The following is a 12714-nucleotide window of genomic DNA, read 5'->3' on the forward strand; positions in this document are numbered from 1 at the left end:
CGGACAGCATGTCGCGACACGCCTGTATTTGTGTCAGCAGTTATCCCTGATTCCGGAGCTGATCATTACTGGACGGGCTGGTGGATTCTTGAGTCATCTCTCCGAGGACCTGCTCCGCACCGAACTGGCCGCCGTCATCGCCACCACCGAACACCCCCTCCTCGTGGCCGGTGTCGCCGAGCCCGGCGCAAAGATCTTCGTCCTGTACGTCGACGAGATCGGCACCCCACGCCTGTCCCGCAGGTCCGTGCTGTCGTGGAGCGAGCTCGCCAGGTCGGGTGAGTCCGCCTTCGACGCGGTGGAGCGCGCCATCGCCGTACTGCCCGACGAGGACGTCCGGAGCGGCGCCCTGGTGATCAAGGCCGCCGAAGGCCGTGACCAGGAGCAGAGCGTCCAGGCCGTACTCGGGCACACCCCGGCCGCACGCGTCCTGCGGGCTCCGGGCGTCGCCGTCGAGAGCCTGCTGCGAGAGCTGATCGCCGAGACGCCGCTGCGCCAGGCCTACGACCTGATCGTCGCGACCGAGGAGCCCGACGGCAGGCTCGAACTGGTCGGACGCCGCCTGTTCGGGCCCGGCTCCCTGCCGGGCGAGTACGCCCAGGAGTCGGTGCGATGCGTCGACCAGGGCGGGATCGTCCTGGCCGTCTCGGCCTGGGCCGACCCCGTCCAGCCCACCGACATCGTCTCGCTCGACCACGCGCCGCTCAGTCCCGGCCGCCACCTGATCAAGGCCGTGCTCGAACAGCCGGGCCTGGTCACCTTCCCCGGGATACACGGCCTGCGCCGCCATACCCGGCCGTGGTCGGACATCGTGGCCGCACTCCCGGCGCGGCTGCCGCCCAGGCCGCCTCCCGTCCACCTCGTGTGCGCGATCGAGGTGGCGGGCTCGGCCGAGGAGGTCGACGCCAGACGCCATCAGATGACGGGACTGGTCGAGGAACTGGCCAGGTTCCATCCGGCGTCCGAGCGGCTGGAGGTGTCGGTGATCGCCTACGGCACCCACGTGTTCGGCACGAGGTATGCCGACAGCAGCACGCCCGACGTCCCGCTCTGGGCGGGATCGGCGCAGGACGCGCTCGGCGTCCTCGAACTGCTCCAGCCCGTCCCCCCGACCTGTCACGACGGGGCCCAGGTCGAGGACATGCTGCACACGGTGTCCGAGCGCCTGAAGCCGCACGACGACATGACGCTCGTCGCCCTGGTCAGCGCGGGCGCCCGGCCGCCGCACCCCCCTCGCGTCGACCCCGGGCAGGCGCTCCCCTGTCCCGGCCGCCACGACTGGCAACGGCTCGTCGCCTCCCTGCGCGCCTCCCACGACCTGCGGCTCGGCGCGATCTGCGACACCGACCCCCAGCGCGCGCCCGCCGCCTGGCGGCAGCTCGGCTCCCTGGTCCTGCGTCCGGTGAGCGCCGTCGACAAGGAGGACTTCCTCATCCGGCTGAAGGCGCTGCCGGAGCAGACGACCCGCCTGTCATTGCCGCTGATCGACTGACCTCGCAAGGAACTCCATGGCACCCAAGCCGCCCCCCTCCGCCGGGGCGCCGCAGGACAACACCCCCGACATCGCCATGTGGGGTGCGCCACGCAGCGGCAAGACCGCCTTCCTCGCCGCGCTGAGCATCGCACTGGACCGCGCCCAGGGCCGGAACAAGGGCTGGCGGATCATCGGAGCGGACAAGGTGTCCGTCTCCGAGCTGATCAGGCTGCGCAAGACCCTGCTCGACAAGAAGGTCTTCCCCGAGAAGACCTCCGACCTGGAGTACTACAACTGGTGGATCGTCGGCGACACACCCGCCAGGCGAAGCGGGCGATGGGCGTTCTGGCGCCGCAGTGCCAGGAGCACGCCCAAGACCAAGCTGATCTTCCTCGACGCGCCGGGCGAGCGCTTCACCGGAGAGGGCTACGCGATCGACAAGGAGGCTCTGATGGAGAGCCTCATCAAGAGCCGTGGCCTGATCTACCTGCTCGACCCCGACCGCGAGGCCCACACCGGCGACGCGTTCGAGCACCTGGACGCGGCGATCCACGAGATCTCCGGCCAGATGCTCCAGGACGACCAGCTCGTCGACGGCAGACTGCCCCACCACATCGCCGTCTGCCTCACCAAGTACGACGAACCGGCGGTGCTGAAGGAGGCCATGGAGCACGGCCTGACCGAGGTGGATCCCGACGATCTCCTCTACCAGATGCCCCGCGTGCCCGAGGCGAACGCCCGCCAGTTCTTCGAACTGATCCTCAGCAAGGGCCAGAACCAGAACGCCGAGCTCATCCTGAGCGTGCTGGAGGCGTCGTTCCACCCGGAGCGGATCCGATTCTTCATCACCTCGGCCATCGGCGTCTTCGTCGACCAGGACCACGGCTTCGACCCCGACGACCCCCAGAACACCGACACCGCGATCAAGGACGGCAAGACGCTGAGCAGGATCCGGGGCCGGGTACTTCCCATCAACATCATGGAGCCGGTCGTCTGGCTGAGCCGGTCGATCCGGACGACGGCCAAGAGCGACGACTGATGCACACCGAAGCCCAGTGGGCGATCGAAAGCGCGTCCAAAGGGCCGTACGAGATCACCGACTTCAGCGCGGGCCCGCTCAGCCGCACCGACTTCGAGAACATCAGCAGCACCCTCAGATCGGGTACGGCGAGCACGGGCGAACAGCCCCGGGTCGGCTTCTGCTGCCACACCTCGGCCGAGGACGACAGCCGATGGCTGTGCATGATCATCCAGGAGGCGGTCGACTCGGCGCACGAGGCCCGTATCGTCAACCAGTCGCAGATCCTCTGCGTCCCGTGGGAGCGGGCCCTCGCCCGCCCGATCTCCTACGCCGCGCTGCACGAGTCGTTGCGGGGACACAGCCTGCCGCAGCCCGGCCGCAGGCCCGTTCCCCTGATGATCAAGGACTACGACCACGACGCCGTGGCCCGGCGGGTCGACGACGCGACCAGGGCCGCCGCCGCGCTCCTGCTGACCGGTCAGCACGTCTGCGTGGTGCAGGGCGGGCATCTGAGCGAGACCGAGCGCATCGCGTTCCTCGACACGGTGGCCGCCCTGCTTCCCTTCGGCCTTCGCTCCGGCCTGACGCTCTCCACGCTGACGAAGAGCAACACCAAGCACAACGTCCGCCTCTCCTTCGCCGCCAACGCGCCCGCCGGGGCGATCACACTCCGCCTGGGCGCCGGTGACATCGCGGAGCTGGCCGCCCCGCTGGGGAGCATCACCGCCGAGGTCAGGAAGTACGCGCGAGAGCTCGGCGCCTTCCGCGGCCCCGGCCTGGTGAACCTGATCATCTCCCTGGGCGCGAACAGGCACCCCCTGAAGTTCGACAGCGACGCCGACCGGGCGACCGCGCTCTCGATGCTCTCGGCCAGGCCGAAGTCGCCGCCCGACGACCACGACACCTGGCTCCTGCCGCCCGAACCCGCTCCCCCGACGCGTGATCCGGCGGCCCTGCTGGGCGCGGCGCTCGACAGTCTGGCCGCGAGCGACCGGTCGAGCCTGGCGAACGCCGTCTCCGACCTCGGTCAACTGCTGCGCCGCAGGCCGATGTCGGAGCTGGACCGCCACCACTGCCGTGAGGTCGTGCGGACACACGAGGGGCCGCCGCTCATCGAGGGGGCACGCGGCTGGAGCGAGGCACAGGATCTCGCCGGGCACCTGGTGCACATGGTGCTGCCGAGCCATGTGCGCGCGGCCGACATCGACGACCTGCTCAAGGACATGAGGGACGGGAGGACTCTGCAGCGCCTCTGCCTCGACGCCCTGGGCACACCGCTGTTCTCCCCTCACCTGGCCCACGACGCCCGCCTGCTCATCGCCGACGAGCAGGACCACAAACAGCTGAAGGCGATCCTGACGGAGAAACGCTCGGAGGACCTGCTGCACACCGTGCTCGAGTCCAACTCCCCCACGGTCCTGCGCGTGGTCCTGACCGAGATCGCCAGACGCGCCGAGGCCGACATCGCCAAGAAGCTCAGGGAGTACGGCTATCTGGTCAAGGCGATCGACCGCGTTCCCAACGGCAGCACGCGCATCGAGCACTACCAGAAGGTGATCAAGCTGGTCTGCGGCACTCCCCCCACGCTCACCGGCCTGACCGAGCTCGTGGAGTACATGGACGGCCACGACCGCATCCCCGATGCGCTCGCCCTGGCCGCCGTCGCCGCGGGGATACCCGGCAGCCAGGACAAGCTGTTCACCGCGATGGTCCACGCCCTCCTCGCCCGGCAGCGGCTGGGCGAGGGGGAGCCCGTCAGGATGGACATCGGCAAGGGCCTGGCACTCGTACGCCCGATCCCCGCCGCCCCGGTCAGGACCGCGCCCGAGTCGATGCTGAACAAGTACGGCGCCATGTTCCCCATCCTCGGCGTGATCATCCTGATGCTGCTCGCCGCCGTGGTCATCCTGCTGCTGACCTGATCCGGCGGCCCGCCGCCTACTCCTCGGCGACCAACTGCAGGTTGGCGGCCAGGCGGCGGTCGCCCTCCGGGGTGATCTCGTAGCCCTCGAACCTGAAGCGCTCGCCGCCCGTGAGGCGTACCGTCAGGTCGACCTCGCCGTCGACCTCGGGCACCGGCTGCGACCCGAACGGCCTGCCGTCCACGTAGACGTCGAGCTCGTCGAACCCGGCCGCGACCAGGACGACCACCAGCGTGCCGTCCTCCTCGCGTGCCGACGAGCGCAGGGCCAGCCGCCGCACGGGCATGCGGGCGAGCATGCTTCCCGCCTCCCGCAGCAGGTCCCTGTTGCCGTCGAGCACGTCGGCGGACGTCAGGTCGTGCACCCGGTCGGCGCGTACGCCCAGGTCCTCCACGGGGGTGCCCGCCTGCGCGCCCACCCGCAACGACCTGCGGATCGCCACGCGCATCCCGGCCCCGGCGGGCAGGGGGCGGTACGGCGAGGACTGGGTGTCGTCGTCGAAGTCGAGCAGCGAGGTGAGGAGCTGATGCGTCCAGACGTTCGCGCCGCCCGCGCCCGTGACCGGGTCGGTGCCGAGGATCTGGCCGATGCCGTGGTCCTGGAACCCGGCGGCGAACATGTCGGTCGCCGAGTAGCAGCGCGCGTCGGTGACCAGGACGACCGGTCCGTGGTAGATCTGGCCGATCCCGTTGGCCACATCGGCGGAAATCAACGGGAAGGCCGCGGAGAACACACTGCCGGTCTCCACCGCCTGCTCCATCGACGGGTACCACTCGCCCAGCGGCACCAGGCCCTCGCCCTTGCCGCCGTGCTTGGCGCACAGGCGCAGGTTCAGCGGCGTGTTGACGAACTGGGCGGGCTCGGGCTCGACGCGGCGCGGGGTCAGCGTCTGCAGGATGACCTCGGCGGCGAACACCTTCCCGCCGCCGTTTCCCCGCACGTCGATGATCAGCCCGTTGGGCGGCATCTCGCCGAGCAGCCTGACGAACTCCTCGACGAAGCCCACGGCGTCGCCGACATTGAAGGTCCAGATCCGGATGTGCCCGAACCGTCCCGAGTCCGTGCGGACGATCCGCGCCCTGAACACCTTCCTGAACGCCGGCCGTACCTCGATCGTCACCGCCGTGTCCGCCCTCGACGGCTCGTCGGCCGTGAACAGCTCGCTCTTCGCCCGGCCGATCAGCTCCGCGTGCACGTCGAGGGCGAGTCCGTCGGCGCCCTCGTTCACCTCGTCGGCGTCGGGCACCCGCGAGACCGGCGCGACCCGCCACTGCTCGGTGACCGTGTCGACATTGCCGTCCCGCGTGAGGTACCTGAGCGTCACCCGCTCCTCGTCCGGCGGCAGGTGCGCGATCAGCGGGCGTACGGTCAGCGAGTCCAGCCCACGGGCGAAGCGGGCCGCCGCATTGCTGCCGGCGTACCTGGCGGCGTTCTGCCTGATCGCACGCTCGATCGGCACGTCGTTCCAGTGCGTGATCTCCACGCCGGGCTCGAACCCCGTCGCGCCCCTGGGCGGGCGGTACCAGTCGGGCACCGCCGTGAGCAGGTACCGCACGACGAGCTCGCCGTCACGCGTCCTGTCCTTCGCCTCCTCAACGAGGAAGGGCAGATAGGCCGTCATGCCCTTGTACGGGCTCGGCAGCAGGTAGTTCGTGTGCAGGTCGCGCAGCGAGTGGAAGATCTCCAGCAGCTCGGCGTGGAAGTCACGCTCCGGATCGGCCGCCTCGGCCTGCCTGCTCAGCCTGGCCTGCATCACGCGCAGGCGCTGCACCGGGTTGATGCCGTGCATGGCCACCTTCAACGGCAGATGCACGTAGTTCTGCTCCAGCATGAGCAGCGCCTGACTCACGATCAGCCGCCGCTCGGCAAGACTGAGATCGGCTCCGGCCTTGCTCATGAACTCCACGAGCGTGATGTCTTTCGGCGCGATCGGCGTCGGTGTGTCGGTCATGGGTTCACGATGGGCCCGTACCGGCTCGCGCGCATGAGTAGGGGCTACCCAGACGCGGGGGCGCGGGCGCTGGAATCTGGCGAGGTGGTCTGCGGGGGTGCCGGCGCGGGGCTAGGCTCGTAGGGGCCGCCGTGCTTGCCTGTGCGTGTGGTGACGTGCACGCGAAGGGACCATCTCATCGCTCGTGACCCCCTTCCCCCTGACCTTCCCTCCAGCGGGTCCACCGGCTTTCCGCCGGTCCCGCCGCGCCGCCCGCGCCGCCGTGTGACCGAGGCCGCGATCCTGAGCCGCCAGCAGAGCCCCGCCGACATCCTGCGTTGGACCTGCCCGCACGACCAGCACGCGGGCCGAGGCTGCGTCGACTGCTACCGCGCCACCACCGAGTCCGACGCCGACCTCACCCTGCCCCTGTGGGAGGTGGCCGCGTGGTTCACCACCACGTGGCCCATACCGATCAGGGTCCTGCAGGACGTCCACCGCCACGGCCGCCGCTTCACCCTCGACCAGCCGTCCACGCCGTTGGTGTACCTGCTGAGCGGGCACGTACGCGCCGCCTCGGGGACGGAGGCCGTGGCCGGGGTGGTGGGCTTTCTGCTGCAGAATCAGCACATAGTGGAGAAGTTCATGGTCACCGAGATCCGCGCCGTGCACTCCTGACCGACTGGTGTTCCACACGACCGGCCCCGGATACGTGGTCCCGCGATCCACGCCGCAGCGCCGAGGCGTGACCCGCGTCAGGCGATCCAGGCCTCCCAGCTCCCCCGCCGCAAGCACACACGCCCCTGGAAGTCCACGTACGCCGACGCCCCCCGCAACGGCAGATCGCCCTCCAGCACCCACCGGTGCCGGGCGTCGTCGAGGATGTCCCACAGTCGCCGTGCCCCACCTTGATGCACGACGGGCAGTTCCTCCCCCATCGCCGTCGCCCTGGCCCACGATCCGTCCGCATGGGCCATCCGCGCGACCCGGGTGCCGTCCGCCTCCGGCCGGTAGCCGTGCTCGACGCCGGGAGCCAGGACCTCGATCATCGAACGCAGGTCCCAGCTCGCCTCCACCTGGACGACCGGGTAGCGCCCCTTGCCCACGCTCTCCCCCTCGCGCTCCCACCATCTCAGCGCCACGCTGCCCCCTCCCTCCTCCGGTAGCCGACCAGCAACGCTAGGTGAGGGAGGATCGGCGGGCCGGCCGTCAGACCTGTTCGTGATATGCCGTACGCGACCGTGCATTCATGCTGTATCGGAACTGAGCTGCCCCCCGAAGCGCGGGGAGCAGCCCAGGGCGTGCCGTGCCTCATCACCCCCGAGCGGTGATCAGGCTGGCCGCCGTGACGGAGTGCACCGCCTCCCCCGCGCCCCGGTCCGGTGACAGGTACGCCCCGGCGACGGCGTACAGCGCCTGCCGTCCCATCGCGTCCAGTCCGGCGATCTCCCCGCGTACCGCCGAGAAGTCGTAGACGCAGCACGCGTCGTCGGTGCCGCCGGGGATGGTGATCGGCAGGACGACGTGCCGGATGTGGACGTCGTCGAACCCGGCCGCCTTCACCAACCGGCCGATCTCCTCCGCCCCCATCCCCCAGGGCTCGGCGAACCGCGCCGCGAGGTCCGGCCCGAGCATGCGGCCGACGGCCGTGTGCAGGGCGCGGAAGAACGGGTTGTGCTCCAGGCCGAGCCAGGTGACGACGCCGAGCCTGCCGCCGGGACGCAGCGCCCGCCGTACCTCGGCCAGTGCGGCGGCGGGATCGGGCACGAACTGCAGGACCTGCTGCATCGTGACGGTGTCGAAGCAGGCGTCGGAGACGTGCAGCGGAGCCGCCCCGCACTCGACGTACTGGACGGGCGCCCCGGCCACCGGCGGCCCGGCCTCGGCGAGTGCGAGCATGGCGGGGCTGATGTCGGTGCCGACGACACTGCCCGAGGGGCCGAGCGCGGTGGCCAGCACCCGCGCGACGGTACCCGGCCCGGTGCCGACGTCGAGCGCCGCCCCACCGGGCTCGGGCGCGAGCACCCCGGTGAGCAGGCAGGCCCACGGATGGAAGATGGCCGGCACCAGGATGTCCTGGTACGGCTGGACCTGCGCGGCGCCCGCGGTGGCGAAGGCGGTGCTCCACACGGGTGTCGTGGTGTCGTTCATGGCGAGCTCCTTCACAGGCGAGGGCGACACGACCGGGATGTCCGGCCGGGCTTGCACGACGTCGTTGCCCGGCCCCTGAACGCCCCGCCGCCCGGGCGCCAGCGCCCGAAGCTCTCGCGTCAGCGCGTCCACGTCCCCGGGCCCGTTGTACAGATACATCGACGCCCGGACGGCCGCGGGCACCCCGAAGCGCGAGCAGGCGAGCTGCGCACAGTGGTGCCCGGAACGCACTGCGATGCCCGCCTCGTCCAATGCCACGCGCAGCCGTTCGACGGGCACCCCGTTCAGTACGAACGACACGACGGGCGCCCGGTCGTGTTCGACGCTCGGCCCGATGAACTGCAGGCCGGGCACCTGGGCCAGCTCCCGCACGGCGTACTCGGTGAGCAGCCTGTCGTGCGCGGCGACGGCGTCCATCCCGATCCCGGTGAGGTAGTCGACGGCCGCGCCGAGCCCGATGACCTCGGCGATGGGCGGCGTGCCCGCCTCGAAGCGGTGCGGCGGCGGCGCGAAGCGCATGTCGGTGCGGCTGATCGTCTCGATCATCTCGCCACCGCCCTGGTACGGCGGCAGCGCCCGCAGCAGGTCCGGCCGCCCCCACAGCACGCCGACGCCGGTGGGACCGCACATCTTGTGCCCGGAGAAGGCGACGAGGTCGGCGCCGAGCGTGGCGACGTCGACGCCGAGGTGCGGCACGGACTGGGCGGCGTCGACGACGAGCAGCGCGCCGACCTCGGCGGCGCGTGCGGCGATGGGCGCGATCGGATTGACGGTGCCGAGAATGTTGGAGGCGTGCACGACGGCGACGACCTTGGTACGCGAGGTGATCTGCTCGTGCAGCCGCGACAGGTCGAGCCTGCCGTCGTCGGTGATGCCGAGGTACCCGACCGAGGCCCCGGTGCGTTCGGCCAGCAGCCGCCACGGGATCAGATTGGAGTGGTGCTCCATCTCGGTGAGCAGGATCTCGTCCCCGCGCCCCACCCGGTACGGCGGGTCGGCCCAGGCCAGGACCGAGGCGGCGAGGTTCAGCGCCTCGGTCGCGTTCTTGGTGAAGACGATCTCGTCGCGTCCGGCGCCGATGAAGGCGGCGATCCTGGTCCGGGCGTCCTCGTAGGCGTCGGTGGCCAGCCTGGCCAGCTCGTACACCCCGCGATGCACGTTCGCGTTGTACCCGGCATAGAAGGCGCGCATGGCCTCGATGACCTGGTACGGCTTGTGCGCGGTCGAGGCCGAGTCGAGATAGACGACATCTCTCCCCGGACTGGACTCCATCAGAAGCGGGAAATCGGCGCGAATCTTTTCGACGTCCAGCGCCTGGGCGATGTGCGGCATCGGTGCCTCCTGGGGAAATGAGGGACGCTCCGTCGTCCACTCTTCCGCCCGATCCCTCTTTTTCACACAACTCCCGTTTGGCATCGCGAACCAAATAAATATGGACCCAATACGCGGCGGAACCAGAGGAAAATAGTGGCGGGCACGACTCTTCACAATCGACGGCGAGCATGATTCACAGGGTCGCCGATGCCGCGCCACCGCAGGCAGTCGCCATATTCCCGCATTCTCCACCAGAAAACCATGGAATAGCGGTGATATTCTCCCGAGAATGCCAAGAAAGACATTCACGGCACACCCCTAATAAGGTCTTCCCGAAGCGCGGGATGTGGCATGGACAGATCGGAGTCGCGGCAAGGCCAGAAGATCGAAGTCCTCAGACGGTCCCGCGGACTGTCACGCCGCACCTTGGCGAACCTGCTCGGACGCAGCGAAGAATGGCTACGCCAGATCGAGAACGGCCAGCGCCGCCTTGACAGTCTTTCGGTGCTGCAGCGCATGGCCGAGGTGCTGGGCCTGGGCGATCTCACCCCACTCGTCGACGGCCCCCGCGGCCTGCCCCTGACCACGCCCGGCCCTCCCCGCGCGCCGTCGCCGATCGGCGCGGCCCTGGTCGAGGACCAGCACCGCCCGGCCGCACACCACCCTTCGGGCCTGACCGACGAGCGGGTACGGCGCAGCCTGGCCTCGGCCTGGGACGTCTGGCAGAGCTCGCCGGACCGATATACCAATACCGCCGGGCTGCTCCCCGCCCTGCTCGCCGATGCCAGGGCCCGCCATCGTGAGGCCCCGGCGACCGCCGCCTCGGCCAATCTCGCGCACACCTACCGGCTGATGGCCGCCTATCTGCGCCACGACCACCACGCCGATCTCGCCCTGCTGTCGGCCGACCGTTCGGCCGGAGTCGCGGGGCAGGCGCACGACCCGCTGCTGCTCACCGCGGCCAAGGGCGCCATGGCCGAGGTGCTGATCAGGCTGGGGCACGTCGACAACGCCCGCACGCTCTGCGAGAACGCGGTCAGCGGGCTGCGCGCCACACTCGGACCCGCGCACGAGTGGCCGCCGGGCGCGTTGTCGGTCACCGGGGCCTGCCACCTGAGCGCGGCCAACGCCGCCGCCGCGCAGCGCGACCACCTGGCGACCGAGCGGCTGCTGGAGCGGGCCCGCGAGATCGCCGCCCTGCTCGGCGAGGACCGCAACGACTACTGGTCGTGCTTCGGCCCCGTCGACGTGCAACTGCACGGCGTGGCCACGGCCGCCAGGCTCGGCCGCTACCGCAGGGCGATCAGACTGGCGTGCACGATCGACGTCTCCGCCGTGTTCGCCAAGGAACGGCACGCCAGGCACTTCATCACGGTCGCCGCCGCCTACACCCACGAGCGCGACCCGACGGCCGCCGTGTTCGTCCTGCAGAAGGCCGAGCAGGCGTGTCCCGAGGAGCTCCGCAAGAACCCCGAGGCCAGGGCGACCATCCAGCAGCTGCTCAAGATCGGCTCGTCGATGACCAGGACGGACCTGTGCGCCATCGCCCGCCGAGCCGACGTGCTGCCGAGAGGCTGAGCGGCCCTCAGAGCGCCCTTTCGATCGCCTCGGTCACCGCGACGCGGCTCTCAGAGCGCCTTCTCGATCGCCCCGGTCACCGCGGGGTCCTCCGGGGTGGTCCTGGGACGGAAGCGCGTCACCTCGCCGCCGGGCGCGATGAGGAACTTCTCGAAGTTCCACTGCACGTCCCCGGCCTCGCCATCGGCGTCCGGCGTGTCGACGAGCGCGGCGTACAGCGGGTGGCGGTGCTCGCCGTTGACCTCGCTCTTCTCCAGCAGCGGGAAGTCCACGCCGTAGGTCGTCGAGCAGAACTCCTCGATCTCCTCCGCACTGCCCGGCTCCTGGCCCATGAACTGGTTGCACGGCACACCGACCACGGTGAAGCCGCGCGGGCCGTAGGTCTGCTGGAGGTGGACCAGGCCGGTGTACTGCGGGGTCAGGCCGCACTTGGAGGCGACGTTCACCAGCAGGACGGCCTTGTCGCCCGCCAGCTCGGCGAGGGTCGTGGGTGCGTCGGCAAGGGTGCGGAGCGGAATGTCGCGAAGACTCATGATCCGAGCTTACAGCCTCAGATCACACGAAAATGTGACACATCCCACATTGCAATCGCAAAACCCCTACAAAACCGCCTAATAATTGCAAAGTTGATCTTTATTTGAGATCTACCTATTGATGGTCGATTAGCGACATAAAGCACAACTAAGGCAGTGTGGCGCAATCCCCCGGCCGAGAATCCCCCCTCCCCCAAAGAGCGAAAGGGAATCCCCCATGCCCACGCTACGCCGCACCAGCGCCCTGGTCATGACCGCCGCACTCGCGGCGGCAGGAGCGGGCACCGCGACCGCCGCGCAGGCCCAGAGCGCGCCGGCCACCACACCCGCCCCCGTCCTGCGCGCCACCACCGGCACCCTGGACCTCGCCGCCCCCCGCACCGCCACGATGACGACCGTCGCGAGCACCACCGCCAAGAAGACCTACAAGTCGGTCAAGGCCCGCAACAAGGCCATCGCCCGGCCCCTGGTCGCCAAACGCGGCTGGAACGACGCCCAGTTCCGCTGCCTGGCCAAGCTCTGGACCAGGGAGAGCAACTGGAACCACCGTGCGCACAACGGCTCGTCCGGCGCACACGGCATCCCCCAGGCCCTGCCCGGCCGCAAGATGGCGAGCGCCGGACCCAACTGGCGTTCCAACGCCACGACCCAGATCAAGTGGGGCCTGAAGTACATCAAGCAGAGGTACGGCTCGCCGTGCGGAGCTTGGGGCCACTTCCAGTCCCGCAACTGGTACTGAGCCGACGTCAAGCCCCGGCCATCGCCTTCCCCTTGCCGGACCTGCCGCGACG

Annotated in this window: 10 protein-coding genes; 6 read left to right on the forward strand and 4 right to left on the reverse strand. The window is 70.0% G+C overall.

Annotation, left to right across the window (positions count from 1 at the left end; translation table 11 throughout):
• Positions 1-88 precede the first annotated feature (88 nt).
• Genes ACTWNK_RS30610 through ACTWNK_RS30620 form a run of 3 tightly spaced genes read left to right on the forward strand, consistent with a single transcriptional unit; the run spans position 89 to position 4417 of the window.
• A complete protein-coding gene (locus ACTWNK_RS30610; RefSeq protein ID WP_474308176.1) occupies positions 89-1492 on the forward strand; it encodes a hypothetical protein in 1404 nt (467 codons plus the stop codon).
• Positions 1493-1508: 16 nt separating this feature from the next.
• Entirely contained in the window at positions 1509-2513 is a 1005-nt protein-coding gene (locus ACTWNK_RS30615; protein ID WP_474308178.1) for a hypothetical protein, read from the forward strand.
• Positions 2513-4417: a hypothetical protein gene (locus ACTWNK_RS30620; RefSeq protein WP_474308180.1), complete on the forward strand. Its 1905-nt coding sequence runs from the start codon at positions 2513-2515 to the stop codon at positions 4415-4417. Before ACTWNK_RS30615 ends, ACTWNK_RS30620 begins: the two co-directional genes overlap by 1 nt.
• A gap of 16 nt (positions 4418-4433) precedes the next feature.
• On the opposite strand, the gene ACTWNK_RS30625 is transcribed toward ACTWNK_RS30620, so the two are convergent.
• Complete coding sequence (locus ACTWNK_RS30625; protein WP_474308182.1) at positions 4434-6368, reverse strand: S41 family peptidase; 1935 nt, start codon at positions 6366-6368, stop codon at positions 4434-4436.
• Positions 6369-6632: 264 nt separating this feature from the next.
• On the opposite strand from ACTWNK_RS30625, the gene ACTWNK_RS30630 reads away from it, so the two are divergent.
• On the forward strand, positions 6633-7025 hold the full coding sequence (locus ACTWNK_RS30630; protein WP_474308184.1) for a hypothetical protein: 393 nt from the start codon (positions 6633-6635) through the stop codon (positions 7023-7025).
• Between the two features lie 77 nt (positions 7026-7102).
• Here the strand turns inward: ACTWNK_RS30630 and ACTWNK_RS30635 are convergent, their stop codons facing one another.
• Together ACTWNK_RS30635 and ACTWNK_RS30640 are read right to left on the reverse strand one after the other, a co-directional pair.
• Positions 7103-7489: a hypothetical protein gene (locus tag ACTWNK_RS30635; RefSeq protein ID WP_474308186.1), complete on the reverse strand. Its 387-nt coding sequence runs from the start codon at positions 7487-7489 to the stop codon at positions 7103-7105.
• Positions 7490-7661: 172 nt separating this feature from the next.
• Positions 7662-9830, reverse strand: a complete 2169-nt coding sequence (locus tag ACTWNK_RS30640; RefSeq protein WP_474308188.1) for a SufS family cysteine desulfurase — start codon at positions 9828-9830, stop codon at positions 7662-7664.
• Between the two features lie 333 nt (positions 9831-10163).
• On the opposite strand from ACTWNK_RS30640, the gene ACTWNK_RS30645 reads away from it, so the two are divergent.
• Positions 10164-11390 carry a helix-turn-helix domain-containing protein gene (locus ACTWNK_RS30645; RefSeq protein WP_474308190.1) on the forward strand — a complete coding sequence of 409 codons (1227 nt, stop codon included), beginning with the start codon at positions 10164-10166 and terminating at the stop codon, positions 11388-11390.
• A gap of 50 nt (positions 11391-11440) precedes the next feature.
• Here ACTWNK_RS30645 and ACTWNK_RS30650 read toward each other — a convergent pair whose 3' ends face one another.
• Positions 11441-11923, reverse strand: a complete 483-nt coding sequence (locus ACTWNK_RS30650; protein WP_474308192.1) for a glutathione peroxidase — start codon at positions 11921-11923, stop codon at positions 11441-11443.
• Positions 11924-12140: 217 nt separating this feature from the next.
• Here ACTWNK_RS30650 and ACTWNK_RS30655 point away from each other — a divergent pair, with 217 nt between their 5' ends.
• The gene (locus ACTWNK_RS30655) at positions 12141-12662 is read left to right on the forward strand and encodes an aggregation-promoting factor C-terminal-like domain-containing protein (RefSeq protein ID WP_474308194.1); all 522 of its coding nucleotides are present in this window, start codon (positions 12141-12143) and stop codon (positions 12660-12662) included.
• Positions 12663-12714 lie beyond the last annotated feature (52 nt).

Source organism: Nonomuraea sp. IBHARD001 (genome assembly GCF_056106265.1).

Excerpts from the sequence above, each read along its gene's own strand:
- ACTWNK_RS30615 (WP_474308178.1), top strand. The coding sequence starts at position 1,509 with ATGGCACCCAAGCCGCCCCCCTCCGCCGGGGCGCCGCAGGACAACACC.
- ACTWNK_RS30620 (WP_474308180.1), top strand. The coding sequence starts at position 2,513 with ATGCACACCGAAGCCCAGTGGGCGATCGAAAGCGCGTCCAAAGGGCCG.
- ACTWNK_RS30625 (WP_474308182.1), bottom strand. The coding sequence starts at position 6,368 with ATGACCGACACACCGACGCCGATCGCGCCGAAAGACATCACGCTCGTG.
- ACTWNK_RS30640 (WP_474308188.1), bottom strand. The coding sequence starts at position 9,830 with ATGCCGCACATCGCCCAGGCGCTGGACGTCGAAAAGATTCGCGCCGAT.
- ACTWNK_RS30645 (WP_474308190.1), top strand. The coding sequence starts at position 10,164 with ATGGACAGATCGGAGTCGCGGCAAGGCCAGAAGATCGAAGTCCTCAGA.
- ACTWNK_RS30650 (WP_474308192.1), bottom strand. The coding sequence starts at position 11,923 with ATGAGTCTTCGCGACATTCCGCTCCGCACCCTTGCCGACGCACCCACG.
- ACTWNK_RS30655 (WP_474308194.1), top strand. The coding sequence starts at position 12,141 with ATGCCCACGCTACGCCGCACCAGCGCCCTGGTCATGACCGCCGCACTC.